Annotated in this window: 21 protein-coding genes; 9 read left to right on the plus strand and 12 right to left on the minus strand. The window is 46.6% G+C overall.

All coding sequences use genetic code 11. From position 1 onward, the window contains the following. Nucleotides 1-27: 27 nt before the first annotated feature. Nucleotides 28-1,866, minus strand: a complete 1,839-nt coding sequence (gene htpG / locus G395_RS0122970) for a molecular chaperone HtpG (protein ID WP_026632215.1) — start codon at nucleotides 1,864-1,866, stop codon at nucleotides 28-30. Between the two features lie 308 nt (nucleotides 1,867-2,174). Here htpG and G395_RS0122975 point away from each other — a divergent pair, with 308 nt between their 5' ends. Continuing rightward, on the plus strand, nucleotides 2,175-2,660 hold the full coding sequence (locus G395_RS0122975) for a hypothetical protein (RefSeq protein WP_229204266.1): 486 nt from the start codon (nucleotides 2,175-2,177) through the stop codon (nucleotides 2,658-2,660). A 63-nt stretch (nucleotides 2,661-2,723) separates the two neighbouring features. On the opposite strand, the gene G395_RS0122980 is transcribed toward G395_RS0122975, so the two are convergent. Beyond that, on the minus strand, nucleotides 2,724-3,425 hold the full coding sequence (locus tag G395_RS0122980; protein WP_026632217.1) for an MCP four helix bundle domain-containing protein: 702 nt from the start codon (nucleotides 3,423-3,425) through the stop codon (nucleotides 2,724-2,726). 205 nt (nucleotides 3,426-3,630) lie between these two features. On the opposite strand from G395_RS0122980, the gene G395_RS0122985 reads away from it, so the two are divergent. Next, complete coding sequence (locus tag G395_RS0122985; protein WP_026632218.1) at nucleotides 3,631-4,365, plus strand: DUF6962 family protein; 735 nt, start codon at nucleotides 3,631-3,633, stop codon at nucleotides 4,363-4,365. A gap of 77 nt (nucleotides 4,366-4,442) precedes the next feature. Here G395_RS0122985 and G395_RS0122990 read toward each other — a convergent pair whose 3' ends face one another. Next, the gene (locus G395_RS0122990; protein ID WP_026632219.1) at nucleotides 4,443-5,078 is read right to left on the minus strand and encodes a peroxiredoxin; all 636 of its coding nucleotides are present in this window, start codon (nucleotides 5,076-5,078) and stop codon (nucleotides 4,443-4,445) included. A gap of 168 nt (nucleotides 5,079-5,246) precedes the next feature. Here G395_RS0122990 and G395_RS30070 point away from each other — a divergent pair, with 168 nt between their 5' ends. The 7 genes from G395_RS30070 (at nucleotide 5,247) to G395_RS0123025 (ending at nucleotide 11,126) form a co-directional block, all read left to right on the plus strand. Beyond that, the gene (locus G395_RS30070; protein ID WP_051350319.1) at nucleotides 5,247-6,401 is read left to right on the plus strand and encodes a cysteine desulfurase family protein; all 1,155 of its coding nucleotides are present in this window, start codon (nucleotides 5,247-5,249) and stop codon (nucleotides 6,399-6,401) included. Then, nucleotides 6,398-7,600 (plus strand): XdhC family protein, encoded by a 1,203-nt coding sequence (locus tag G395_RS0123000; protein ID WP_026632220.1) that lies wholly within the window; start codon nucleotides 6,398-6,400, stop codon nucleotides 7,598-7,600. The genes G395_RS30070 and G395_RS0123000 overlap by 4 nt, the downstream gene beginning before the upstream one ends. Before the next feature lie 5 nt (nucleotides 7,601-7,605). Then, the gene (locus tag G395_RS0123005) at nucleotides 7,606-8,208 is read left to right on the plus strand and encodes a nucleotidyltransferase family protein (RefSeq protein ID WP_035361909.1); all 603 of its coding nucleotides are present in this window, start codon (nucleotides 7,606-7,608) and stop codon (nucleotides 8,206-8,208) included. Nucleotides 8,209-8,321: 113 nt separating this feature from the next. Beyond that, nucleotides 8,322-9,161, plus strand: a complete 840-nt coding sequence (locus G395_RS0123010; protein WP_026632222.1) for an ABC transporter ATP-binding protein — start codon at nucleotides 8,322-8,324, stop codon at nucleotides 9,159-9,161. Nucleotides 9,162-9,243: 82 nt separating this feature from the next. After that, entirely contained in the window at nucleotides 9,244-10,053 is an 810-nt protein-coding gene (locus tag G395_RS0123015; protein WP_026632223.1) for a hypothetical protein, read from the plus strand. Between the two features lie 11 nt (nucleotides 10,054-10,064). Then, nucleotides 10,065-10,445 (plus strand): GntR family transcriptional regulator, encoded by a 381-nt coding sequence (locus G395_RS0123020; protein ID WP_026632224.1) that lies wholly within the window; start codon nucleotides 10,065-10,067, stop codon nucleotides 10,443-10,445. Nucleotides 10,446-10,454: 9 nt separating this feature from the next. Continuing rightward, nucleotides 10,455-11,126: a hypothetical protein gene (locus G395_RS0123025; protein ID WP_035361910.1), complete on the plus strand. Its 672-nt coding sequence runs from the start codon at nucleotides 10,455-10,457 to the stop codon at nucleotides 11,124-11,126. Between the two features lie 129 nt (nucleotides 11,127-11,255). On the opposite strand, the gene G395_RS0123030 is transcribed toward G395_RS0123025, so the two are convergent. The 9 genes from G395_RS0123030 to G395_RS0123070 all read right to left on the minus strand — a co-directional run bounded on the left by G395_RS0123030 (nucleotide 11,256) and on the right by G395_RS0123070 (nucleotide 25,399). After that, nucleotides 11,256-12,095 (minus strand): SPFH domain-containing protein, encoded by an 840-nt coding sequence (locus G395_RS0123030; protein ID WP_229204267.1) that lies wholly within the window; start codon nucleotides 12,093-12,095, stop codon nucleotides 11,256-11,258. Further along, nucleotides 12,095-12,271 carry a hypothetical protein gene (locus G395_RS32440; protein WP_169720064.1) on the minus strand — a complete coding sequence of 59 codons (177 nt, stop codon included), beginning with the start codon at nucleotides 12,269-12,271 and terminating at the stop codon, nucleotides 12,095-12,097. Before G395_RS32440 ends, G395_RS0123030 begins: the two co-directional genes overlap by 1 nt. Nucleotides 12,272-12,434: 163 nt before the next feature. Further along, nucleotides 12,435-13,154 (minus strand): 6-phosphogluconolactonase, encoded by a 720-nt coding sequence (gene pgl, locus G395_RS0123040; RefSeq protein ID WP_026632227.1) that lies wholly within the window; start codon nucleotides 13,152-13,154, stop codon nucleotides 12,435-12,437. Nucleotides 13,155-13,157: 3 nt separating this feature from the next. Continuing rightward, nucleotides 13,158-14,666, minus strand: coding sequence for a glucose-6-phosphate dehydrogenase (zwf, locus tag G395_RS0123045; protein WP_026632228.1), 1,509 nt, complete (start codon nucleotides 14,664-14,666; stop codon nucleotides 13,158-13,160). Between the two features lie 12 nt (nucleotides 14,667-14,678). Beyond that, on the minus strand, nucleotides 14,679-16,094 hold the full coding sequence (gene gnd / locus G395_RS0123050; RefSeq protein WP_026632229.1) for an NADP-dependent phosphogluconate dehydrogenase: 1,416 nt from the start codon (nucleotides 16,092-16,094) through the stop codon (nucleotides 14,679-14,681). A gap of 151 nt (nucleotides 16,095-16,245) precedes the next feature. Further along, a complete protein-coding gene (locus G395_RS0123055) occupies nucleotides 16,246-19,410 on the minus strand; it encodes a glycoside hydrolase family 92 protein (protein ID WP_035361911.1) in 3,165 nt (1,054 codons plus the stop codon). Between the two features lie 17 nt (nucleotides 19,411-19,427). Next, complete coding sequence (locus tag G395_RS0123060) at nucleotides 19,428-21,587, minus strand: FN3 associated domain-containing protein (protein WP_026632231.1); 2,160 nt, start codon at nucleotides 21,585-21,587, stop codon at nucleotides 19,428-19,430. 13 nt (nucleotides 21,588-21,600) lie between these two features. Next, nucleotides 21,601-23,061: a DUF1501 domain-containing protein gene (locus G395_RS0123065; protein ID WP_026632232.1), complete on the minus strand. Its 1,461-nt coding sequence runs from the start codon at nucleotides 23,059-23,061 to the stop codon at nucleotides 21,601-21,603. A gap of 16 nt (nucleotides 23,062-23,077) precedes the next feature. Next, nucleotides 23,078-25,399, minus strand: a complete 2,322-nt coding sequence (locus G395_RS0123070) for a PSD1 and planctomycete cytochrome C domain-containing protein (RefSeq protein WP_026632233.1) — start codon at nucleotides 25,397-25,399, stop codon at nucleotides 23,078-23,080. Nucleotides 25,400-25,626: the final 227 nt, after the last annotated feature.

Raw genomic sequence — 25,626 nt, forward strand, 5'->3', positions numbered from 1 at the left:
TGCAGACTTGGTAAGGTTGATGACAGTCTACAAAGTCGAAACTGTGCGTTGAATGAACTGAGTAAGATCGCTTCCTGAAAGCAGACCTTGTGAAAGCAATGCAAGGTCAAACACCTGCTTTGCCAGAGCCTTTTGTGCTTCTTCATTTTCAGCTTGCAGCACGCGGCTGATCACCGGGTGATTAGCATTCAGTGAAACAGTATACATCAAAGGCATATCGCCAAACATAGAACGCTGCCCCGAAGTAGCCTGCATATCAGTCATACGGCGCATAAATTCGGGAAAAGTGATCACCACTGGCAGCTCGTCCACCGGCATGGCCTCTACCTGAACATGCGCGCTTTTGCTCCCTGCTACTTCTTCAAAAATCTTTTTGACTTTATCCTGATCATCGCTTGAAAGGATGCTTTCCAGGGTCACATCTTTTTCGACCAGTTTGTCAAGCGTATCGGCATCCACGCGTTTCACATTCACTTTTTCAAGTTTCTGTTCAAGGGTGTTAATAAAGTGCGAATCAATGATCGTGGTGAATGTCAGCACGTCATAGCTGCGCTTTTTCGCAGACTGGATGAATGCATCCTGCTTTTTCTCGTCGGTCGTATAAAGCCAAACCTGTGTGTCGTTCTTGTCGGTCTGATTGCCTTTTACGTGCTCGCGGTATTCTTCGAAAGTAAAGAATTTGCCTTCTGTATTTTTTACCAGACAGAAATCCTTGGCTTTTTCATAGAATTTGTCATCGCTGATAATTCCGTATTTTACAAAAAGGCCGATATCATCAAATTTTTTCTCAAAGCCTTCACGGTCATTTTTGAAAATCTCCGAAAGTTTATCTGCTACTTTACGCGTGATATAACCATTGATTTTCTTCACATTACCATCGGCTTGCAGGTAACTTCTTGAAACGTTCAAAGGAATATCCGGCGAGTCGATCACCCCGTGCAACAGTTGAAGGAAATCGGGAACAATGTCTTTTACCTCATCGGTAATGAAGACCTGGCGGCTGTAAAGCTGAATTTTTTCGCGCTGACCCTGGAAATCGTTTTTCAGTTTTGGGAAATACAAAACGCCCGTCAGATTGAAGGGATAATCCACATTCAAATGGATCCAGAAAAGCGGATCTTCGCTGAATGGATAAAGCTCCTTGTAGAACGCCAGATAATCCTCGTCTTTCAGATCAGACGGATTTTTTGTCCAGATCGGGTTTGGATTATTGATGATCTTTTCTTCAAATTCGATCTCGATTGGCAGGAATTTGCCATATTTTTCAAGAATGCCACGCAGACGGTGCTCATCGAGGAATTCCTCGGAATCAGCGGCAATGTGCAGAATAATGTCCGAACCGCGCTCTGCTTTTTCAGCCGGGCCCAGTTCGAATTCCGTAGAACCGTCACATTCCCAGCGAACCGCTTCGGAGCCTTCTTTGTAAGATTTTGTTATAATCTCTACATTTTCGGCAACCATGTAGGCTGAGTAGAAACCCAGACCAAAGTGACCGATAATGCCTTTGTCACCTTTTCCATCCTCCCCTTTGTCTTTGTATTTTTCTACAAATTCAGTGGCGCCGGAAAATGCGATCTGGTTAATATATTTTTTGATCTCATCAGCAGTCATACCAATCCCATTATCGCTGATGGTGATGGTTTTAGCCTCTTTATCAAGCTTTACAACCACTTTCAGCTCACCCAGCTCGCCATTGAACTCGCCATAGGAGGCCAGTTTTTTGATTTTCTGAGAAGCGTCGACTGCATTGGATACTAATTCACGTAAGAAGATTTCGTGGTCCGAATAAAGGAATTTTTTGATAATCGGAAATATGTTCTCGGTATGAATGCTGAGGTATCCTTTTTCCTGAATCACTGATTCCATAGTTATGCCGTTTTTGTTTATAATATTGAAGAAATTGTTTTTTCTGCTCTGCAATACCGAATCCAAATATGCGTTCCAAATACAATTAAATCGCAGGTCGGCTGACAGATTGTCAGGATTGCTGAAATCAACCTCATTAATCAATCGGTTGGTAACTGACTAGCTTTTTTGTTAATATTGCGAACGGTAACCAACTCAACTAAAATTATTCAAACAGTTCATTCAGAACACCAATTAGTAACATGAATCTTATTAAAAAACTCTTCGCAGGCGTATTCTTATTGAGCGCAGTATCAGCTTGCACCACAATGAATTCCGTCCCTCTCTCTAATTATACAGTGTTTACGGAAGATCTTCGCCGCGACCTGGAAGCAGCCAACATTGAAATCGCCAAGGTTCAGTTTTTCAACGACAAGGCAATCAACATTCGCCGTGAGGTTTCTGATCCTAATGACATTAAAGTAAATCCCGAAGGGCAGATCACGATGAGCAATGGTAAGAGCATTCAAACCATTAATGTGCTGCCCTTTACGCCAGGTGTAGCTTTGAGCTCAGACAACGGTGTTATCCATGTTTCCTGGGATGATACCCAGCAAGATACCAAAGGGATGAAGTTCAATTTGAGCGGCCAGAATTATTTCCTGGATGTGCTGCCCAACAATAAGTTTGAATATAAAGAAAGGACATTTGATCTGCAAGGCGGAAATGGCGCCCGGTTATTCGTAAAGAAAGACCTTTTGAAGCAGGTTAAAAATTCAAGAGAAACACTAAAAGGCCGTAAAGTTGGTCAGTAAAGCAATTTAAGATAAACGAAAAAAGGTCAGAAAATCCTGACCTTTTTTCGTTTATAGTCTTTATTAGTTAAGATTAAAATATTGGTTTTTCTGCCCCGAAATCTTGGGCTTGTTGACAATGGACGAGTTCTGGATCAGCACCAGCAACATAAGCCCGATAACAACGGCGAGGGCGATTTGCAGAAATGAAATAATGCCAAAGCTGGCAATGTCACTTTTGGATTCCTTCATCAGATCCTTTCCAATGCTGGACTGAATGTTTGTCAGTTCGTTGAGATTGGTAATGGTGTTTTTGAACGTGTTGGCTCCCGCGCCAGCGAAAAGTTGCTTACCTTCTTCCTGGGCGCCTGCATTATACAAACCAAGAATAGACTTTTCAACAGCCGTGTATCTGTGCACTTCGTTCTTAAATGCAATGAGACTTTTTGCCTCTTCATCAACCAGATACGTTTGCTCGAAAGCTTTGATCAGCGAGTCAATGTTCTTGTTGTGCGTGCTTAACTGCGCGCGGATCTCGTTTTTGTTTCCTGTCCCATTGGTCAGTAAATACTCTTCCAGTAAAAGCCGCTTTCCATACAGGTTTTCTGTCAGATAAATGATGGTTGTTGCAGGGATCAGCCGGTCCTGGTAAATGGATGAAAAGGACTTGTCAATGCCATCCATATTGCGCCTGGACAGCAATGTGGCCAATATAATAACTGCCATAATGCCTCCAAGAAGCATTGCAGCTTTCAGTTTTTGTTGAATTACAAAAGACCATTTCATGAAATAGCATTTAAAATTGTAAATCCCGCGATCCGTATCCAGCATTAAAAAAATGCTAAAACTCCTCTGTATAATAACGTTTTATTCACCACAAATATATCGTCAATATAACTAATAATAAGAGATAAACAGGGAAATGTGCGTTCATTCCAGAATCGTGGTATAATTTTGTTAGATTGATTATTTTAAAAACACTCAGCCGTTCATGAATGAAGTTGCCATTGATTTCAGTAAGGTTCATCAGATCCAGGTTTTTGGAATTACCATTTTAGAACCTTCCACTGTAATCTCCAGTCTGATGATGACTGTGATCTGCATATATGCATTTGTCCATCTTGGGAAATTGGGAAGGGCGCACAGAATGTATAAACAAATCCAATATTTTTTCTTTTTCATGGGCATTGCCACTGCGATCGGCGGTGTGCTAGGGCATGGATTTCTGTATTTAACGGGTCAGCCTGGCAAAATTCCCGGCTGGTTTGCCAGCATGATTGCCGTAGCGCTCTTTGAACGCGCAGCGATCTGGCACATCAAACCTCTGCTCCAAAAGCGCAGCGGCTTAATCCTGGGCTGGTTGAACTATGTGGAGCTGGTCGTGTTTTTTGCGCTGACTTTCATCACACTCAACTTTGTCGTTGTCGAAATTCACGCATTTTACGGCCTTTTCCTGATGCTATTTTTGATTGAGATTTATGTTTACAGACAGCGTAAAGATCCGGGAAGCGTTAATATATTCATTGCAACAGCATTAGGCGCTGTTTCTGCCGGGTTACATGCGCTCAAATTCAGTTTTGGGCCCTGGTTTAATTACAATGACATCAGTCACATTAGCATGGGCGCATCCATCTGGTTTTATTACCAGGGAGCAAGGCATATGATCTATTATGGAGAAGAAATGATCAAGCCCGAAGAAATACTTGAAAGCGAGAGCGGAAGCTAATTTTGATAACAGCATTTGATAACAAAAAAATAGGATGCCGCTTGATGCGACATCCTATTTTTTTGAGCCAGGCTCGCTTACTTATTTGGCTGCGGCGTATAACGCAGGTAAGGCTTAACAATGTTGAGACCCTTGGTAAATTTCTTTTCCGCATCCTCTGTGCTCACGGCCGGAACCACGATCACATCATCGCCATCTTTCCAGTCAGCAGGCGTTGCCACGCTGTAATTGGCAGTCAGTTGAAGGGAGTCAACGACGCGCAGAATTTCATTGAAATTACGGCCTGTGGAAGCTGGGTAAGTCAGTGTAAGCTTGATTTTCTTATCAGGCCCAATGATGAAAACAGATCTAACTGTAGATTTCTCACTTGCATTGGGGTGGATCATATCGTAAAGTTCTGCAACCTTGCGGCCCTCATCGGCAATGATCGGGAAATTGACCTCTGTATTGTTAACCTCGTTAATGTCGGGAATCCAGCGATTGTGTGAATCAATGTCGTCAACGCTTACGGCAAGCACTTTTACATTACGTTTTTGAAATTCACCTTGCAAAAGAGCCGTCTTGCCAAGTTCTGTGGTGCAAACCGGCGTAAAGTCAGCAGGGTGAGAAAATAGCAATCCCCAGCTGTCTCCTAACCATTCGTGAAACTTAATTTGGCCTTGTGTGGTGTTTGCCTCAAAATCAGGGGCAATATCTCCTAGTCGAAGTGACATGATGTATAATGATTTAAGTGGACGATATAATCTATTAATATGATAGAGTTAACGCAAATTTAAATAATAAGTTTCAAAAAAGTGTTTCTCTGTTTGGGATGGTTTTTGTTTAATTTGAACTATAAACAACGTTTTTGTTTTCTCCAATAAAGATCCACTGCTATTGCCATGACGTTGAAATTGCCTGTTTACCTGGATAATAATGCAACCACTCCGATGGACCCGGCGGTTTTGGAGGAAATGCTTCCTTATTTCTCGGAAAAATTTGGCAATGCAGCCAGCCGCACGCATTCCTATGGCTGGGAAGCGGAAGAAGCCGTAGACATTGCGCGCGAAAATATTGCCAGCCTCATAGGCGCGCATCCTCAGGAAATCGTTTTTACATCGGGAGCAACAGAAGCGGCCAACCTGGCTATAAAGGGTGTCTGGGAAAATAATCCTGATCAAAAAGGCCATATTATTACCGTGGTAAGCGAGCACAAAGCCGTGCTGGACACCTGCAAATACATTGAGCGTAGAGGCGGCTCGGTTACCTATCTGGAAATTCAGCCCAATGGTCTGGTTAGTCTAGATGATCTCGAAAAAGCCATTACACCCCAAACGCTCTTGATCGCTGTCATGTATGCCAACAATGAAACGGGCGTCATTCAGCCGATTAAAGAAATCGGCGCGATAGCCAAAACGCATGGCGTTCTTTTTTTTACGGATGCCACGCAGGCAGTTGGTAAAATTCCAGTGGACGTGCAGGAAGATGACATTGATCTGCTGGCTTTCAGCGCCCACAAATTGTACGGACCCAAGGGAGTCGGCGCCCTTTATGTACGCAAGAAAAACCCCACTGTTACACTCACTGCACAGATCGATGGTGGCGGCCATGAGCGCAATATGCGCAGCGGCACCCTTAATGTGCCCGGCGTTGTGGCTTTTGGCAAGGCGTGTGAGATTTGTGCTGAAAAAATGGCATCAGAAAGCCTCCGGCTCCGCTCGCTACGCGATTATTTTGAAAAGCAGTTACTGGCGTTGCAACACATAGATATTAATGCGGGCACCGCCCCGCGCCTGCCCCACGCAACCAACATTTCTTTCCATGATATTGATGGGGAAAAAATGATTTTTGAGGCCGGCAGCGACATTGCTTTTTCCAGAAGCTCGGCCTGCACATCGGCTACATTGGAACCGAGCTATGTACTGAAAGCGATGGGACTTTCCAATGAATTGATCCATAACACATTCCGGTTCAGCTTCGGAAGGTTTTCTACGGAACAGCAAGTAGATCACGCTGTTGCAGTAATTTCTAAAATTGTAAAAGAACACAGGGGGTGAAAGAAATTACGGACATTATACGATCATACGAATCCGCTGTCAGTGCGGGCAAGAAAACAGCGCTGGCAACCGTCGTACATGTGGAAGGCTCCTCTTACCGGCGTCCCGGCGCGCGTATGCTCGTCACCGACGATGGTCAGCTTACGGGAGCCATCAGCGGCGGATGCCTGGAGGGAGACGCATTAAGAAAGGCGCTGCTGGCAATTTCGCAGCAGAAGAACAAACTGGTAATCTACGATACCACAGACGATAACGACACAACACTTGGCGTTCAGCTGGGTTGCAATGGCATTGTTCACATCCTATTCGAACCCATCCACCCCGACCACGAGCTTAATCCTATCGCATTACTTAAAAAAGCGCTTGAAAAACGGCAGAATGCGGTGGTAGTCACGCTGTTTTCACTTCATTCCCGCACGGCCATTCAGCCTGGAACCTGTTTTCTGGATCTGGAAACGGATCGCGTAACCATGCATAACCTTTCGCAACCTGCGCTCTTGGAGCAGCTGCTTCCTGAGGCAGCGCTTGTCAAGGAGCGCCAGGAGTCGTTTTTTAAAGAAATTGATTTTGACGGCCAAAAACTGACGGGTTTCGTAGAATATCTGCGTCCGGCCCCGGCGCTGATCATCGCTGGCGCTGGAAACGACACCATTCCGCTTTCGGAAATGGCGGGTATTCTGGGCTGGAACGTAACTGTTGTCGACGGCCGGAACGGGCATGCAACCAGGCAGCGATTTCCAAAGGCCAATCAGGTAATTGTGGCAAAGGCATCAGAGGTTCTATCACATATTCAAGCGGATACGCGGACGTTTTTTGTGTTAATGACCCATAATTACAATTACGATCTGGCGCTGCTCAAAGAGCTCATTGAGCTTGAAGAATGCATTTATATAGGCGCATTAGGCCCGAAAAAGAAGCTGGAAAAAATGTTTGGCGATCTTAGAAAGGAAGGCATTGAAGTCACTGAACAGCAAAAGACAAAAATTTTCGGTCCTGTCGGACTCGACGTTGGCGCTGAAACCTCTGAGGAAATAGCATTGTCGGTGCTTGCTGAAATTAAAGCTGTTTTAAATGGAAGAACAGGCATTTCCCTGCGTGAAAAGCCCGAGCCCATCCACAGCCGATCAGATCAGAAAGCGGACTATCGCAAATCCACACGGGAGGACTTTCTGTGCGAAATACAAACGAGTCAATCCTGAAATGTATGGCCGGGGAGTCTGGTTACGGGATCATTATTCTTGCCGCCGGCAGCTCCTCACGCCTGGGCGAGCCTAAGCAGCTGCTACGCTATCAGGATAAAACGCTGATCCGTCATGTCACCCAAGCCGCTATTGCCGCAAAAAGCACAAGCGTGACCGTAGTGACTGGCTCGAATGCCGGCCTGATTGAAAAAGAGCTTGATTCACTTCCCTGTCATGCAGTTCACAACCCGGACTGGGAATCAGGGATGGCCTCTTCCATTGTCGCGGGAGTTCAGCAACTAATGGCAGCGCAGCCCGGCATTTCCGGCGTAATTTTCGCTGTCACCGATCAGCCTTTTGTTACCTCCGATCTCTTCAATGCTTTGATAGAGAAATCATTGGAAGGCAATGCAGGCATTGTTGCTTCTGCCTATGAGAACACTTTGGGAACGCCTGTTCTTTTTTCCAACAAATATTTCCCTTCCCTTTTAAAGCTAAACGGAGCCGAAGGCGCTAAAAAGCTTATTACCAAATTTGCCGGTGACGTTACGGCGGTCCCCTTCCCTTCCGGCGGCATCGACATTGATACGCAGGCAGATTATCAAAAACTGCTGGGCAATAGCTAGGATCACCAGCTCCAATCACATTTCAAAATATATTTTTACAAAACCTTGCTTACTCATTTCAGATGTTTACTTTTACAGTGTACTACTTAACTAGAACACTAAACGATTCTGAAATGATCCAGCTAGACCGCGTTACATTTGGATACAGTAAGAAGAAGAAGCTGTTTGAGAATCTGTCGATTAACCTGGAAGCCGGGCACATCTACGGTTTGCTCGGCAGAAATGGCGCCGGCAAATCCAGCCTGCTCAGAAACATGGTCGGTTTGCTTTTTCCGCAGCAAGGCCATATCAATGTGGTGGGTTATGAGCCCAAAAAGCGGCTTCCGGCATTTTTGCAGGATGTCTTCTTTCTCCCGGAAGAGATTTACCTGCCCTCGGTAACGATCCGGAAATATCTTGACATGATCGCTCCGTTTTATCCTAAATTCGATGAAGGACAATTTGACGGCTACATTGCAGAAATGGACATTCCCCTGGGTAACAAGCTGACTGACATGTCCTACGGCCAGCGGAAAAAGTTTCTGATCGCGTTTGCGCTCTCAGCCAACACGAAGGTTCTAATCATGGATGAGCCTACTAATGGCCTGGACATTCCCTCGAAAAGTCAGTTCCGCAAACTGGTCTCAATGAATGTTGATAAAAACAGGCTGTTTCTCATTTCAACCCATCAGGTTCGTGACCTGGATAATCTGATCGACTCCATCATTATCCTGGAAGACAGCAAGATCTTGATCCAGCACAGCCTGGAAACAGTAGCCGAAAAACTTTGTTTCGGAACGCTTCCCAGCATCGATTACGACAACCGCGTGCTTTATTCTGAGCCATCGCTCAAAGGCTATAAAGCTGTGTTCGAAAATTCAGAGTTGGAAGAAAGCCGCGTGGACCTGGAATATCTCTTTAACGCCGTGCTGGGAAACCCCGAGCGGATCAGACAAATTTTTGGAAAACAATGACCAGGCTCTTCGTAACGATGCTGTTGCTTTTGCTGGCAACGCTCACCCGATCCATTCTTCCTATCCTATCTGAACTAATGCTATGAATCAAACATTTGATATCCACCGTTTTGCGCTTGTCTTGAAGCTGGACCTGGTTGAAAGAGGCAAAAATTATCTGTTGATTGCAACGCTGCTGACGATTCTGCTGCTTTCGATGATGCTTCCTATCGTCACGTCCAGCAAGCCCGTAGGAACCTATGAGGCTTTGCATTACATGGCCATGTTTATGGTAATGCTCTTTGCGAGCTCCTTTTACACGAGCAATGCAATGACGCATTATGCTTCGCTGCCGACCTCTATCAGCAGCCTGATGCTACCGGCCTCACATTTGGAGAAATTTCTGAGCGCAATGTTTTTCAATTTGCTCTTTATCGTCAGTTTCCTTGTTCTTTATTTCCAGTTGCATTACAAGACGATTGATATTGCCAATGCCAAGCTGCCCTCCTGGGGATATAAATATCCTTACATCAAATTCGACCTGGCAGTGTATTTCTGCTTTGCCTATTTCATATTACACAGCCTCTTGCTTTTAGGATCCATCTATTTCTCAAAACGATCTTATGTCAAAACAGCCGCCTTCATTGTCGCTTCGGTAATCATCGTATTTACGATCCATCTTAGTATGGCGCGTTATCTGACGCATTATCCATCGAAACTGAACACATTACCTTTCACCAGCTGGCAAATGTGGTATTTCAAGGATGGTAACTTCACCGTTTTTCGCGGCCTGAACACGTTTCACATCCAATTCCCAAAGAACATTTATCACGCCATCCAGGCCTTTATTACATTGTTTATACTGAGCATTTGGTATATCGCTTATTTACGCCTTAAAGAGAAGGAAGTTTAATCCCCGCATTCATGGAATTTAAAGATAAACAGTCCATTTACCTGCAAATCGCTGATTACATCTGCGAGCAGATTTTACTGGGCAAATGGCCTCCTACTGAGCGCATTCCATCGGTAAGGGACCTGGGAGGCATGCTGGAAGTGAACCCCAACACGGTGATGCGGACATATGATTTCTTGCAGAACAAAGAAATTATATTCAATAAAAGAGGCATCGGCTATTCCGTAAGCGAGGATGCGCAAGCGCGCGTATTGGCTTACAAAAAAGAACATTTTCTCGAATCCGAGCTGCCGGAAGTTTTCAAAACGCTTTACCTGCTTAACATTAGCCTGGAAGAATTACAAGCGCGTTATAACCAGTTCGTCACCGACAATTCCCCTGTCAATAACTAGCATAACCTCATGAAAACCAGTAACATACTACTTATTATCGTGCTATCGCTGTTTCTGAGCGCAATGGTTGCCTCCAACCTTGTTTTAAAAAAACAGTTTGACAAAATAGATAGAAAAGACCCGTACTCGGGCTACCTCACACATAGTTTAGAGCCATTTCATTATGTAAGATTACAGGGGGTCGGCTTTGGTGTAACCGAGGTGTCGCAGGGCAAAGATTTTGAAATCAAATTTGTGGTTGATCAAAAATTCATCGACTGGAAAGTTGTCAATGATACATTGACCGTCAATTATAAAAAAGATTTCCCCGAAGGCGGCCAGTCGCCGCAGCAGATCGTGCATACATTGCCCTCTGTCTACATTTTCGTTCCGGCATTAAAGGGTTTGGAGTCGAATACTATCAATTGTAAGATTAAGAACATGAAGCAGGAAAGCATGGATTTAAAACAGATCGGCGGCGCGATGGTCATGCTGGAAAATCAGGTTGGTGATCTTCGTGCAGATTTCGTTTCGGGCGCCATCGTTACGGCCTATCGTGAAAATGACTTTGGTAAGAGTAAGATAACAGTCCGGGATAGCAGCACTTTCCAGGTCGACAGCAACATTTTCAAATCACTTGATCTGGCAGTTGGCGACAGCGCGCATGTAAAAATACCTGGAAGCTTATTGAAGAAGCTTTGATTTTATTCTCTATCTCCGGGTTGAAACCCGGAGCAATGGTTGGGTCGTGCCTGACGGCACTTGCGCTTGCAAGTGCCGTCAGGCACGACCCATTAACTGGCCCCAGATTTCAATCTGGGAAAAGATGCATTATTTTATCCCAAGCATTAAACTGGTGCTGCCGCCGGCGTTGGTGGTGGGCAGAACGCCGTTCCATTTGGAAACCCATTCCTGCTGGATCAGTAGTGGAGTCAACGTTTTCTGGCGTAATTGGTTGGCTTCCGCTTCGGCGCGGGCTTTTATCAATGTTGCCTTTGCCTGTCCTTCCGCGCGGGCAATGATTACCTTTGCTTCCGCTTCTGCCTGTTTTGCCATATTTTCAGCTTTCAGACGAGCCTGGATCGAAGTATTTTTTTCGTCGATCATTTGTCGCAGCGATGGCGGTGGTGTGATGGCCGAAGTCAGCTGGTCATAAATAAAGCCATCTTTGCCCAGTGTCTTGGTAAGCACATTCTGAACGCGGTCCTCGAATGCTTCCCGGTTTGACATAACGCTATCCGAACTGAATGAATTGGCAACGATCCGGTATGCATCATAGATTGTATTTTTCATAAAGCCCTGCTGAATTTCACCTAACGGTCGTCTGTATTGGCGGTAAATCTGAGGCACTTTTTCAGGGTTAATGTGGTAGTTCAATTTTGGGTCTACCTTAAATTCAGCCGCATCCTTCGTTGTTATTACAAAAGAATCATAATCCACGCTTTGAGTGAAAGTCGGGAACTCGATGATCTTGGTAGTCCAGCTGTTATACCAAACGCGGCCTGTAACCAATGTAATGTTATCAACGCCTTTGTCGGTTCCATAAAGGTTAATGCGGATTCCGACATTTCCTGCGTCGATGTTTTCAAAACTAAAAGGCTGGACAAAAAGCGCGATCACAGCCACAAAGAAACTTACCGAACCAATTACAATTTTTCTAGCCAGCGTCATTATATTTCAGAATTAAGTGAGCTCAAAAAACGATCAAGATCCCGGGCAAGCAAATAGACCGAGCTGCCAATAATGGCCAAACCGCTTAGCACAAGCACATCGGATTGTGAATTGACAAGTCTGAGCGAATAAGTAATGACGATGATGACCGCCAGGATTTTAAGTAAGTATTTCATGTGAGTGAGGTTTGTTTTAAATAAATGTAGCATTAACAAATCCGGGCACATAATATTTTTATCCAGTGGTGACTTTGGAATGTTAAACGTATTAAAAAGCCACACAAACAAAAGAGACGCACCGGTCGGATGCGTCTCTTGTTGCAATGAATAAAGCTAAATCTCAGAGCATAGCAGCTGCCGCCTTATCAACAAACCAGTGCAGTTGTCCCCTGGAAGGATTTATAATCTGGGAAGGATAAAGATCAACATTAGGCTCACCTTTCAAAACATGCTTTAATGTTTCGGCCTTACCGGCTCCTGCTGCCAGAAATGCAACACAGGCCGCATTATTAACGACCGGAGCTGTTAATGTAATTCTGAACATCTGTTGAGCGGGCAGATAAAATGCTTTAACCCAAGCATCTTCCTCGTGAATCACCTCGGTGCCGGGAAACAGCGATAAGGTATGTCCATCATCGCCCATGCCTAAAAGAACAAAGTCGAAAGTTGCTTCGGAGTCTTTGAAATATTCTTTCAGAACCTTTTCATATGCAAGAGCAGACTCTTCCGGTTCAATGTCCGTGCGCATGATGTGAATATGATCAGCGTTAACCGGCACTTTATTGAGCAGTTCGTCATAACACATTTTGGCATTATTGCGCGAATCTTCAAAAGGAACAGCGCGTTCATCTCCCCAGAAAAAATGAACTTTTTGCCAGTCAATCGCCTCTTTGTAAGGTGATTCGGCAAGCAAAGCATACAGTTGTTTGGGCGTGCTGCCTCCGGATAACACGAAAGTAAAACGGTCTTGTTTAGACAACACTTCCTTGATGTAATCACTCAGCCAGGCGGCCAGATCATGACTAAGCCGCCCCGTATCGTTTGCAATGTAAATTTCCATATGTTAAGGAGCCGGTGGAAGGTTAATCCAGGTATGACCGTCGCGTGCAAGCAGCGCGTCGGCGCCATCTGGCCCCCACGAATCGGGAGCATAATTAGGAAAATCCTGCGGTGTTCTGCTCTCCCAGGTTTCCAGAATCGGCATGATAACTTTCCAGGCAGCATCCACCTGATCATTACGCATAAACAATGTTGCATCGCCCTCCATTACATCCAGAAGCAATGTTTCATAAGCTTCCGGCGCATGCTCACCCGCCACTGCGTCGTAATCAAATGTCATATCCACAGGATCCAGCGTCATTGTCTGACCCGGACGTTTCGCCTGGAAGCGAATGCTAATGTCCATATTGGGCTGAATGCTGATGGTCAGCCTGTTTGAACGCCATGTTTCGGCAGCCTCCGAAGGGAAGGCGTAATGTGGAGCAGGTTTGAACTGCAATGTAATGTGCGTGGCTTTTTGATTTAAAAACTTACCCGTACGCACATAAAAAGGAACACCCTGCCAGCGCCAGTTATCAATATAGAATTTGGCAGCAGCGAAGGTATCAATGTTGGACTGGGGATTAACACCTTCTTCCTGACGATATCCAACCACTTTTTCACCTTTTTTCCATCCGCCGGAATACTGGCCGCGGACAGCAAAATCGTGAACCTGTTCCTTGGTAATGCGACGGATCGCATTCAAAACGTCCACTTTTTTGTTACGGATCTCATTAGCATCAAAAGAAACAGGCGGCTCCATGGCAATCATGCAAAGGATTTGCAGAATATGATTTTGTACCATATCGCGCAATGCCCCAGCATGTTCAAAATAGCCTCCTCTGCCCTCCAAACCAACGCTTTCGGCAGCCGTGATCTGAATGTGATCAATGTAGTGGCGGTTCCAGAGCGGCTCGAAAAGCGCATTGGCAAAACGCAATGCCAGAATGTTCTGAACCGTTTCTTTTCCTAAATAATGGTCGATACGGAAAATTTGCTCCTCGGCAAACATGCTTGAAAGCAGCTCATTAAGCTCATGGGCACTTTCCAGATCATGTCCGAAAGGTTTTTCAACAACAATTCTTGTAGTGCCTTTTTCCGAGCATATCTTCAATGCGCCTAATTTCTGGGCAATGGAAGGAACAAGCTGAGGGGCAACGGCCAGGTAAAATATAACATTGGGATGAACGCCCCACTCCTCTTCTTTCTGCTTGACCAGATCCGTGATCAAATGGTAGGCAGCCGCATCGTCCCCATCCATTTGCAGATAGGAAACGTGCTGGGTAAACTCTGTCCAATGACCGTTTTGCTTTCCTTTGCGGCGTGAAAACTTGGTAACACCGTCTAATAAATGCTCGTGGTATTTTTCATTGGAATAAGCACTGCGGCCAATGCCCGCTATGGCAAACTTCTCGGGCATCCAGTTATCTAAGAATAGATTGTAGAGCGCGGGAGTAAGTTTTCTGTAATTAAGGTCCCCGCTTCCTCCGAAAATAAAGACTACTGAGGCAGGTGGACGTTTAGTGGTTTGCATAAAATTTCAAATTTATTGTTGACCCCACTCTGTATGAAAAGTACCGGGGATATCGATACGTTGATAAGTATGCGCCCCAAAATAATCACGTTGAGCCTGGATCAGGTTGGTCGGCATTTTCTTGGATTTATATGCGTCAAAATAAGCTAGTGACGACATTAACCCTGCAACCGGAATCTCTGCTTTGGCCGCAAACGCAATAAGCAAACGCGTATTATCTTCTATCGATTTAACGACTTCGGCTACCTCTTGGTTCAACAGAATGTTGGATAATTCCGGACTTTGCGTATATGCATTGGTGAAGATTTCCAATAATGAGGAACGGATAATGCAGCCGCCTCTCCATACGCTCACAACTTTGGGAAGCGGAATGTCCATAGCCAGGTCTTTCGAAGCCTGAAACAACATGGCTAATCCTTGTGCGTAGGCCAGTATCGTTCCAAAATACAACGCATCATGCACCTGCTGGATCAATTCATCCGAGGGAGCCGATGAGCCGTAACCGTCTTTTGCATAAATTTCAGCTGCCTGGATACGCTCGTCTTTGTAACCGGACAATGTCCGCATAGCCACCGCCGTATCAATAACTGGCACAGCAACAGGCAATTCCATAGAATCCTGTGAAGTCCATTTGCCCGTTCCTTTTGAGCCGGCTTTATCAGAAATCATGTCAACAAGATGCTCCTCGGTCTGATCGTCTTTTTGCAGGAATATATCCGCTGTGATCTCAACCAAAAACGATAGCAGATCGCCCTCATTCCAGGTTTTGAACACCTCATGAAGCTGCTCATTGGTTAGCCCGGCGTGTTTTAAAATGGCATAAGATTCACTGATTAACTGCATGATCGCATATTCAATGCCATTGTGCACCATTTTAACGTAATGGCCAGCCCCTTCTTTTCCCAGGTAAGCAACGCAGGGAGTGCCATCCACTTTGGCGGCGATCGCTTCGAGCATAGGCCTAACAGTCTCATAGGCAGCCTGGTCGCCTCCCGGCATGATGCTCGGGCCTGTACGCGCGCCCTGCTCTCCACCGGAAACACCAATGCCCATAAAATGTATTTCTTTCTCGCGCAGATATTTCACGCGCCTTAAAGTATCGGTATAATGCGAGTTTCCACCATCAATGATCACATCGCCCTTCTCCAGTAAAGGAAGCAAAGAAGCGATCACATCGTCAACAGGCTGACCTGCCGGAACAAGCATCATTACCTTGCGGGGGCGCTGCAAAAGCTGGATCATTTCTGCAAGCTCGGCCACCCCTTTTACAGTGGTTCCAGGCGTTGCAGCAGATTCCAATGCTGCGTTTTTAGCTCCATCCTTATCGAAACCGATAACAGAGAAGCCGTGATCGGCCATGTTCAGCAACAGGTTCCTACCCATTACTCCAAGCCCGATCATTCCAAAATCGAATACGTTATTTGACATAAATTAAGCGTCTTGAATAAAGAAGATGCAATAATAAAGGAATTTACGCTATGGGATTCGCTTTGTAGCTAATTTTATCTAGTTAGCATTGCTGCATAGTTAGTATTAACCATAGAGACCCTTGGATCAGTTTAATTACCAGAAATGATGGTCAATCTGCGGTGGGAAGCGTTCCTGTTCCCCAATTTGTGTTTGGTGTAGGGCCCATTTCCAGTATTAACGAGCCGCCCTTCAATAAGTCCGAGGCTTTGAACCAGAAGTTGGTCAGTGGCTTGCCATTCAGCTGCGCACTTTGTACGTAGACGTTTTTTCGAGAAGTATTTTTAGCTTCAATGGTAAAGTTTTTGGCTCTGCCGAACTGCCCGCCCAAGTCAATGACCGCTTTCTCAAACATCGGACTTCCGATTTCATAGATCGGATCTACGCGCGTTCCGCCGTCCGTTTGAAAAAGACCGAGCGTACTCATCACAAACCACGCGCTCATCTGGCCCTGGTCTTCATCGCCCAGGTAAGCATTGGAGACTTCGTGTCCGTAATAACGGTCCACAACCGAGCGGCTCCATTTCTGGGTCAGCCAGGGCTTTTTCACCCAGTTGAAAAGAAATGCGAAATGCATGGACTGCTGATTACCCTGAACCACAGGATAATCCCAATATTGATCATTCGGGCCGTTGTAACGCCACTTGACGCTTTCATTAAAACCCCAGTCCAATCTTTTTACAAACTCGGCTTCTCCTATTGTTCTGGCCAGGCCGGCTACATCCTGCGGCACAAAAAATGTGAGCTGCCAGGCATTCCCTTCCACATAATGATGATTTGCGCCTGATTTGAAAGGATCAAAATCAGCCAGCCAGTTACCTTTCGCATCTTTCATGCGCGCAAAGCCGGTTTGGGGATCAATTACATTCTTCCACCATTTTCCTCTTTGGGAAAACTGCTGATAATCCTGCTTTTTATTTAATGCCTTTGCAAACTGGGAGACGCTGTAATCATCGAAACTATACTCCAAGGAGTTGGAGAACCGGCCTTCGTCATAAGGCACATAATGATGTTTGAGATAGGTCGTCAGATCCTCATTGCCGGCCCGCCCGCCTCCCACTGCCTCAGCGGTCGTGGTCTGCATTCTCCGGACCGCTTCGTAGGCTTTGTTGACATCATAACCGCGGATACCCATTTGGTATGCGCCTACGATCAGCGGAACTTCGTGCTCGGCCACCATGACGGGAATATACTCCATACCCGCTGGTCCTTTTGCCAGCCAACCGCTGCGGTCATACATGGCCAGCTGGGACTTCACCCATCTGTTAGACCATTCCGGTGTAACCAGGTTCCAGAACTGGTTCAGATTCCAGAAAGTATTCCAAAACGCGTCGCAGCCCAATGCCACATCGTCTTTGTTTTCAAATTTATTAACGACCTCATCCGCATCGCGCCAGCTGCCGTCCACGTCACTGAAAGCATTCCTGCTAGCCAGTGAACGGTACATATTGGTATAGAACCGCTCTTTTTCGCGCTTATCATTACTGGTAATGGCCACACGTCCCAGCAGCTCATTCCAGACTGTCTCCTGATTGCTTCTTACCTTATTAAAATCCCAGCCGAACGGATCCGAAATTTCGGTTTTCAGATTGAGCGCCGCATTTTCAACGCTTACATAGGAAATTCCGGTTCTTACCTGAACGACATGATTGGTTTTTGTATCAAATTCAAAAAACAGTCCTGCGTTGCTGGCGCTGTCTGCCAGAAGGTTGGCTTGCTGCTTTATCTGGTCATTAAGCCAGATGCCGTGATTTTTAATAGGCTGGTCAAACTCTATAACAAAATGGACTTTATACTGCTGGTCGATGCCCCCAGACCATACATCCGTTGATAGCTGATCACTAAATCCTTCAATGCGGTTTGCGCTGACTTTATCGACCTTGATATTTTTCAGTTTGTAACCATATTCAGTCGGAATCTGCAAGTCGACCATGATGCGGCCGGTCTCACTGTTGTGATAAGTGTATTTCTGAAAGGATGCGCGGGTTGTGGCCGTCAGTTCTGCTGTAATGTTGTTGTCTGTCAGATTTACCTTATAGTAACCCAAAGGCGCCTCTTCCGAGCGCTTATCCATGCGCGAACGGTAACCTTCGTCGGGCTTATTTTGATCGCCCATCTTGATTTCCAATGGCCCTGCGGTGGGGAAAATGCCCAGGCCTGTCATTGTCCATTCATGAATGTGGCTAAATGTGCCTATGGATTCAAATGTAGGGTCATATCCCGCCTGCCAGCCATTATTCTGATTATCTGGACTCAGCTTCACCATGCTAAACGGCATCCACGGACCGGGGGCAATCATCCACCGCGAATGTCCGGCGCCCAGCATCGTGTTGACATAACCCGCAGGTGTTCTTAGCTTTTGCTTATCGCGCTGGACTTTGCCCGAGCTGATCAGCTGCTTGTCGGCATATACCTGGAATGTGGCCGATGCAGGCCGGCTGACGGCAGGCATAGGCGCTTCCAGCATATAGCGATCCTTTTCGATTTTCTGATTCAAAATGGACTGTCCCTCGAGCTTCACTTCAATCACCGGCTCGCCGCTAAGCTGGGTAATGTCAACTAGCAGAGGCTGAACCTGTTTTCCGTTAACGTTCAGCTCATAATCAGCTGCGCTGACGTTTCTGAGCAGCGCTTTGCCCGGAGCTGAAAGCATGGCCTGGGCAGGGCCATCAAGTCTGAGCTGATCAAATGCAAGCCAGCCGCCTTGCAGGGTCGTCATGACAATTTCGTTTACTCCGGTTTTAATCAGCTCGGAAGGGATTTCAATTTTAACCAGCTGCTCTTTTGAATGCGTGGTTGTTCTGTCAGGGTCCTTCAAGCCGGATCCTTTTGCCAGCTGAAAACCCCAGGATCGGCCGTTGATGAGCACTTTAAAAAAAGGCGCAGACAGTGAATCCGTTTCAAGAACATCTATCAGCAGAACCCATTTACCAGAAACAGGTTTATTTCTAATGTCAAATAATACGGTCAGAAAGTGCGAGCGGATCCCGGAAGTTCCTCCTGTTCCACCCCAACCATTAACAGGCCCGGGCAGCACGTAAGGCCAGTCTTTGCTCGCATCGGATGCCCCGATCAGAAAAAAATTATCCTCATAACCAAAATCCTTTTCCAGAAACCGATTATACTGATCAGGCGCCAGGGCAAAACCTCCCGGTGAGTTATCAGCCTCCCCTATCTTCCAAACCACTTTTTGCTGACCGTAACTCTGGTGAAAACCAAAAAATAGCAGTAAGAAAAATAGCATTAACAAAGAACGGATTCCGACCTGTCTAAACATGGTGATTTTGATTTACTTTAATTGACAAACACCTCATCGATAAATACCCAAGCCTTGTTGCCTTTGCCCGAATGCCAGCCTGGCAGTTTTGGCAAATGCCTGGCAACCAATTTGATGCAGCTCAGTTGCTGCGGCGCAAATGCGGCTTCGTACAGGATCGTTTCTACGCCGGGAATATCTTTGACCGGCATTTGCGGCGTGATGACTTTGAGTAATTTAAGCGAGTTCTCATCGGCGCCTCCCCACACCTCTAAACGCGTAGGCGGAAAAATAGAGCCGTTCAAATTTCGGAGCATGCTAAGCGTAACGCGGCTGGCCTGCACGGGCTTTTTGAAATACAGATAACCCTGAAAATCTTCATTATAGCCCAGCCACTTTCCGCTGTTTTGCTCATCTTCACTTTTTACGCCATCGATCAGCGTCGCCCCGGCTTTGCCTGCATAGCGCTGATCGGCTGGCTTGACCAATCTTACACTGTCTATTTTCATACTAGCCTTAAAGAAACGTCTGCTGACGGGCTTGCTGCCATACCACCCGTCTTTGTAGGCTCTGGCTTTTAAAAGCGTGTTTTCAGATAGCTGAATCGGTTTTTTATACACCAGCGACTGGGTGCTGTCGGGCTCAGAGCCGTCTAATGTGTAGCGAATGGTGGTCTGGGGAATCTGGTGTTTGAGAGAGACCAATCCGTCGGCTGCAAGGATCTGGCTTTCGTTGACAATAGTAGGCGGCGAGAGCGCAAGAATAACGGTATCGCTTCTAAACCCTGTTTCGAAGGCTATTTTCTGGCCTTTCCGCAATGCAGCAAGCTCGCTGGTATTCAGGCCGGTGCTCCATATGAAGACCTTTTTCAAGGAAGGAAAAGCTTCCAGCGACTTTACATGCTCCATTTTCACGGCTGTTCCGCTCAGTGAAAGCTCTCTTAGCTTTTCGAGTTTTTTTAGCTCTCCTAATGTTGCCCCGGTAATGTCTGTGAAGTTCAATATCAGCTTGCGCAGCTCGGTAAACTGGGTAAGGGTTTTAAGATCAGCATCTTTCAATGGCATTTTACTTAAATCCATAGAAACAATCTGGTCCTTTAAGGGCAGCAGGCCTGCTATTTCTTCACTTGTAAAATTAGCGCTGTTGTAAAAATTCACATACAATGCTGGAGATTCGGCAGAAAGCGACTTGATGAGCCTGTAAGTGGAATTTAGGTTCTTTACCTCGTCTACATCTGCTGCACTGAAATCGTACTGCTCCTCGGTGCGGTCGCCTCCTAATGTATTCTGGGCATAAGCATATACAGGATCCTGGCTTGATAATGTGCTGACCTTCTGATCAAAACGCGAACCGGCCTTCACCCAGGCTGCCAGTAAAACCACCTCCTCTTCGGTAAGCTGAACTTTCCCGCGTGGCGGCATGTGTTTTTTGTCGTCCAATGGCAAATGCAGCCTGCTGATCAGCAAACCCAGGTCTGCTTTGGTCGTATCCCAAAGCGCGCCACTTTTCCCTCCTTTTACGAGCAGTGCCTGCGTCTGCATTTGCAGATTGCCTTTTGATTTTTCTTGATTGTGACAGGAAATGCATTTCTGCTCCAAAACGGGCTTTACCAGATGCTCATAAACCTCTGCCTGCTCCAATGCAACTTTGGGACGCTCCTCAGCCGAAGGGCCAAGCGGCGAGATCAGAAAATCCTCCCCATGCGTTAAATTTCCTCCCAGGTGTCCTCCTACAAATAGTACCAACAAAAAGATGCCCGCAACTAGCTTTGATAGCAGCTTCCAGGGCATCAGATACTGCCGTAGTCCGTACCAGCTAATGCTCATAAGCGAAATAGCAACGCCCAGCCATTTGTGCCACTGCAATGTATCCGACTCGTATCCATCCTCGCGCGAGAGCACAAAGCCCGAAAATGCGGCAACCGCCGCTGTAACTGCGCCAATGGCCAGCAGTGTATCAGCAATCTCTGCATTCCAGCGGGTAGAGTCGGCCTTCTCGATGGTTACCACCCAAATGCTGTACAAAATCAGCACCACCAGCGGAAAGTGCAGCACCAATGGATGCATCCTTCCCACGGCTTGCATCCAGAACGGAACCGCAAAGCGGCTTTCGAAGATCAAAAGAAAAACGAGTAACCCATTCAGAAAAAGGGCTGTGTTGAAAATCAACCCTTTCCAATCTGATACAAATCGGCGCATTGTAAGCTTTTATTTACGCAATAATACCTTTTACCAGTTTGCCTGCCACATCCGTCAGGCGGTAACGGCGTCCCTGGTGTTTATAAACCAGTTTTTCATGATCCAGTCCCAGCTGATTGAGTATCGTAGCGTGAAAATCGTGCACGTGCACCGGGTCTTTGGCAATGTTGTAGCCAAATTCATCCGTTTCGCCGTAAACGATGCCGGGTTTTACACCGCCGCCCGCCATCCACACGGTGAATGCCCTCGGGTGGTGGTCGCGCCCGTAATTATCTTTGGTTAATGTTCCCTGGCAATAGTTGGTCCGCCCAAATTCCCCTCCCCAGATCACCAGCGTTTCATCCAGCAGCCCGCGTTGTTTTAAGTCCGTCACCAGCGCTGCCGAGGCCTGGTCCACATCCATGCACTGGCCTTTGATTTCATTCGGCAGCCCGCCATGGCTATCCCAGCCCTGATGATATAGCTGCACAAAGCGTACGCCCTGCTCGGAGAGTTTTCTGGCCAAAAGGCAATTAGCAGCATATGTGCCCGGCACCAGACATTCAGGCCCGTACATTTTGACAATGGACTCAGGCTCCTTGCTCATATCTGTGATTTGCGGAACGGCTGTCTGCATCCGGAAAGCCATTTCATACTGCTGGACTTTGGCCGTAATTTCAGGATCACCGAACTCGTTATACGTTCCCTGGTTGAGCTCAGAGAGCTTATCGAGCATCTTACGGCGCTGGGTCCTGTCCATGCCCTCAGGATCATTCAAATACAAAACCGGATTTTCACCACTGCTGAACTGCACGCCCTGGTGCACTGAATCCAGAAATCCATTCGTCCACAACTTGGAATAAACGCCCTGCCCATTTCCTTTACCACGGGAAAGCAGCACGCAAAAACCCGGAAGATTTTGATTTTCACTGCCCAGCCCGTAACTCAGCCACGAGCCGAAGCTTGGCCGGTTGCCTACCTGGGCGCCCGTCTGAAAAAACGTCAGGGCCGGATCATGGTTAATGGCCTCGGTATTTAATGTTTTAATGATGCAAAGATCGTCGACTATGCCAGACATATGTGGCAGCAGCTCGCTCATCCATGCACCCGATTTTCCGTATTGTTTAAAATTGAAAACGGAGCCTGCCAGCGGAAATTTCGCCTGATTGGCCGTCATCCCCGTTAAGCGCTGCGTGCCGCGTATGGATTCGGGCAGGTCCTGCCCGTGCATTTTATTAAGCATGGGTTTGTAATCAAACAAGTCCAGCTGCGATGGCGCCCCGTTCTGAAAGAGGTAAATCACGCGTTTGGCTTTGGGCGCAAAATGCGGCAGGCCGGCCATGATCGCATCCGAATTAACTTCCCCGCCGCTTCCCTTAAACAGGTCGGGAATTAGCAGCGAGCCCAAAGCTGCACCTCCAAGGCCCAAACTCATTTTGGACAAGAAGTGTCTTCGTGTGGTATTCAGTCCGTAATCAAAAACTTGTTTTTCCATGATTTGAAGCTGCTAATCAGCCTTTTGTAATGGTTTCTTCCATGTTGTACAGTGTATTGATCACCCGCATCAGGGCGGCCGCCTGCACTTCATTTACTTTTTCATTCCTGGGATACTCACCCACATTCAATACTTTGAAAGCATGTTTTTTATCCTTTGCAAACATGGAAGCTTCACTGTTGTAATACTCGGTAAGCAGCTTGACTTCCTTATCCGTAGGCTGGCGGCAGACGATTCTCTGAAAAGATTCCTTAATGTTGATTTCGATGTTGGATGATTTGGCTGTGAGCCTTTCTGCCAAAACCCGGGATGCTTCCAGGACCGTAGGATCATTGAGCATAACCAGCGCTTGCAAGGGTGTATTGGTCTTGGAGCGTTTGATTTCACAATGGTCGCGGTTGCTGGCATCAAAAATAATCATGGACGGCGGCGGAACCGTCAGCTTAATGAATGTATACATTCCCCTTCGGTATAATGCTTGCTCTTTATCCTGCTGGTAGGTTTTCAATGTGCCCCTTCCTGAGGTAGCCGCCTCCCATAATCCCTTTGGCTGGTAAGGCTTCACGCTAGGCCCTCCTATTTTGGATACCAATAACCCGCTCGTAGAAAGCACCATATCCCTGACCAGTTCAGCAGGAAGCCTGTACCGGGGCCCGCGCGACAGGAATATATTATCAGGATCCGCTTTGAGCTTTTCCGCGGTAATCTTGGCCGATTGGCGGTAGGTAGCCGATGTTACAATCTGTTTAACAAGCCTTTTAATATCCCAGCCATGGTTCATAAAGTCAACTGCGAGCCAATCCAGCAGCGCAGGATTGGTAGGCAAATCACCCTGCATTCCAAAATCGCCTGTGCTTTTTACAATGCCCCGTCCGATAAATTCCTGCCATATCTGGTTTACAAAAACGCGGGCAGTAAGCGGGTTGCTCTTGCTGGTGGTCCATTTGGCCAGGCCCAATCTGTTTTGAGGAAGTCCGTTGGTATCAAATTTCATGACCGCTGGCAGCGCTGAGGCCGTAACCACGCGGCCGGGGGCGTCATACACGCCGCGGTTTAGAATATGGGTGGGCCGGAGCGTATCGCGATCTCCCATCACCGATACCATCAGCAGACTCGTATCGGGCTTGTTGATAAATGTCAAAAGGGATTTGGCCTCCTCGTCTGAAATACGCAGAATAGGGTTTTTGGCAGGCTTTGTGCGCGAGATATCTCCTTCAAAACCAAGCTCCTTGGAATTATTGAAAAATGCAAAAAGACGGTAATAATCTTCCTGTGAGATGGGGTCATACTTATGATCGTGGCATTGGGCGCATTCGACAGTAAGCCCCAGCACACCCGTACTGTATGTTTTGGTTTTATCAATGTTGTATTCGATCCTGTACTCCTCGGGAATTACGCCACCCTCCTCGGTATATTTATGATTTCGGAAAAATGCGGTTGCCAAAATCTGCTCTTTGCTAGCATTAGGAAGCATATCGCCGGCAATCTGCCAGGTAAGAAACTGATCATAGCGCATGTTTTTATTGAATGCACTAATCAGCCAGTCGCGCCATGGCCACTGCGTGCGTACTTCATCATCCTGATAGCCGTAAGAATCGGCATAGCGCGCCACATCCAGCCTGTAAATAGCCATTTTCTCTCCATAGGCTTTCTGGCTGAGCAGCTCATCGACGACCTTTTCATAGGCGCCTTCGCTTCCGTCAGCGGCGAACCGGTTCTGTAAATCCAGCGAAGGCGGCAGGCCCGTCAGATCCAGCGAAACCCTTTTGAGCAGGTGGCTTTTGTCTGCCTGCTCGTTGGGAGCAAGCCCGGCTCCTTCCATCTTTTGCAAAACAAAATGGTCAATCTCATTCTTGGGCCACTCTTTGTCCGAGATTTCGCGCAGAGCCGGCAAAACCGGCGCTGTAAATGCCCAGTGCTTTTCATACTTGGCACCTTGCTCGATCCACTTACGAACGAGGCCAATTTCAGTTTCACTCAGTAAGCCCAGGTGTGATTCCGGAGTGGGCATCTGATAGGCCGGGTCCACCGAAGTGATCCTTTTGTAAACCTCCGATTGCTCGGGCTTACCCGGAAAGATCGCAACCCCTTTTCCATCTTTCAGCTTGGCATAAGCATTTTCGGCTACATCGAGCCTAAGGCCCGCCTCGCGTTTGTTAGCATCCGGGCCGTGACAGGCGTAGCATTTGTCGGAGAGGATCGGACGAATGTCAAAATTGTAGCTCACAAGCCCTTCGCTGCCGCCTTTTTGTAAAGTATTATTTTTTTGAAAGCAGGAGACGACCACAAAAAAGGCTACGCTACTCAATGCCACGAAAAGGAAAAGCTTTTTTTTCATATCTAAAACAGGCTCACAAAGCCTGCCGTTACATACTATGTTTGTACAAACTACTAACCTAACGCAACTTTATCAGCACAATATTGCTTTAAGCCAAATAATTAAATACAAAGTTAAATTATTTACTGGCAATGCAATGCTAAAACATATACTTTGTACATACAAAGTATCGCTATTTATCCCGGGATGCTTTAAAACGGAATATCACTAAAAAAAACAATGGCTGA

Origin of the sequence: Dyadobacter alkalitolerans DSM 23607, from assembly GCF_000428845.1 — a bacterium.
Taxonomy (GTDB): Bacteria; Bacteroidota; Bacteroidia; order Cytophagales; family Spirosomataceae; genus Dyadobacter; species Dyadobacter alkalitolerans.

What these genes read in the sequence shown, in the direction of transcription:
- htpG (WP_026632215.1), bottom strand. Translation starts at nt 1,866, where the DNA reads ATGGAATCAGTGATTCAGGAAAAAGGATACCTCAGCATTCATACCGAG.
- G395_RS0122975 (WP_229204266.1), top strand. Translation starts at nt 2,175, where the DNA reads ATGAATTCCGTCCCTCTCTCTAATTATACAGTGTTTACGGAAGATCTT.
- G395_RS0122980 (WP_026632217.1), bottom strand. Translation starts at nt 3,425, where the DNA reads ATGAAATGGTCTTTTGTAATTCAACAAAAACTGAAAGCTGCAATGCTT.
- G395_RS0122985 (WP_026632218.1), top strand. Translation starts at nt 3,631, where the DNA reads ATGAATGAAGTTGCCATTGATTTCAGTAAGGTTCATCAGATCCAGGTT.
- G395_RS0122990 (WP_026632219.1), bottom strand. Translation starts at nt 5,078, where the DNA reads ATGTCACTTCGACTAGGAGATATTGCCCCTGATTTTGAGGCAAACACC.
- G395_RS30070 (WP_051350319.1), top strand. Translation starts at nt 5,247, where the DNA reads ATGACGTTGAAATTGCCTGTTTACCTGGATAATAATGCAACCACTCCG.
- G395_RS0123005 (WP_035361909.1), top strand. Translation starts at nt 7,606, where the DNA reads ATGGCCGGGGAGTCTGGTTACGGGATCATTATTCTTGCCGCCGGCAGC.
- G395_RS0123010 (WP_026632222.1), top strand. Translation starts at nt 8,322, where the DNA reads ATGATCCAGCTAGACCGCGTTACATTTGGATACAGTAAGAAGAAGAAG.
- G395_RS0123015 (WP_026632223.1), top strand. Translation starts at nt 9,244, where the DNA reads ATGAATCAAACATTTGATATCCACCGTTTTGCGCTTGTCTTGAAGCTG.
- G395_RS0123020 (WP_026632224.1), top strand. Translation starts at nt 10,065, where the DNA reads ATGGAATTTAAAGATAAACAGTCCATTTACCTGCAAATCGCTGATTAC.
- G395_RS0123025 (WP_035361910.1), top strand. Translation starts at nt 10,455, where the DNA reads ATGAAAACCAGTAACATACTACTTATTATCGTGCTATCGCTGTTTCTG.
- G395_RS0123030 (WP_229204267.1), bottom strand. Translation starts at nt 12,095, where the DNA reads ATGACGCTGGCTAGAAAAATTGTAATTGGTTCGGTAAGTTTCTTTGTG.
- G395_RS32440 (WP_169720064.1), bottom strand. Translation starts at nt 12,271, where the DNA reads ATGAAATACTTACTTAAAATCCTGGCGGTCATCATCGTCATTACTTAT.
- pgl (WP_026632227.1), bottom strand. Translation starts at nt 13,154, where the DNA reads ATGGAAATTTACATTGCAAACGATACGGGGCGGCTTAGTCATGATCTG.
- zwf (WP_026632228.1), bottom strand. Translation starts at nt 14,666, where the DNA reads ATGCAAACCACTAAACGTCCACCTGCCTCAGTAGTCTTTATTTTCGGA.
- gnd (WP_026632229.1), bottom strand. Translation starts at nt 16,094, where the DNA reads ATGTCAAATAACGTATTCGATTTTGGAATGATCGGGCTTGGAGTAATG.
- G395_RS0123055 (WP_035361911.1), bottom strand. Translation starts at nt 19,410, where the DNA reads ATGTTTAGACAGGTCGGAATCCGTTCTTTGTTAATGCTATTTTTCTTA.
- G395_RS0123060 (WP_026632231.1), bottom strand. Translation starts at nt 21,587, where the DNA reads ATGCGCCGATTTGTATCAGATTGGAAAGGGTTGATTTTCAACACAGCC.
- G395_RS0123065 (WP_026632232.1), bottom strand. Translation starts at nt 23,061, where the DNA reads ATGGAAAAACAAGTTTTTGATTACGGACTGAATACCACACGAAGACAC.
- G395_RS0123070 (WP_026632233.1), bottom strand. Translation starts at nt 25,399, where the DNA reads ATGAAAAAAAAGCTTTTCCTTTTCGTGGCATTGAGTAGCGTAGCCTTT.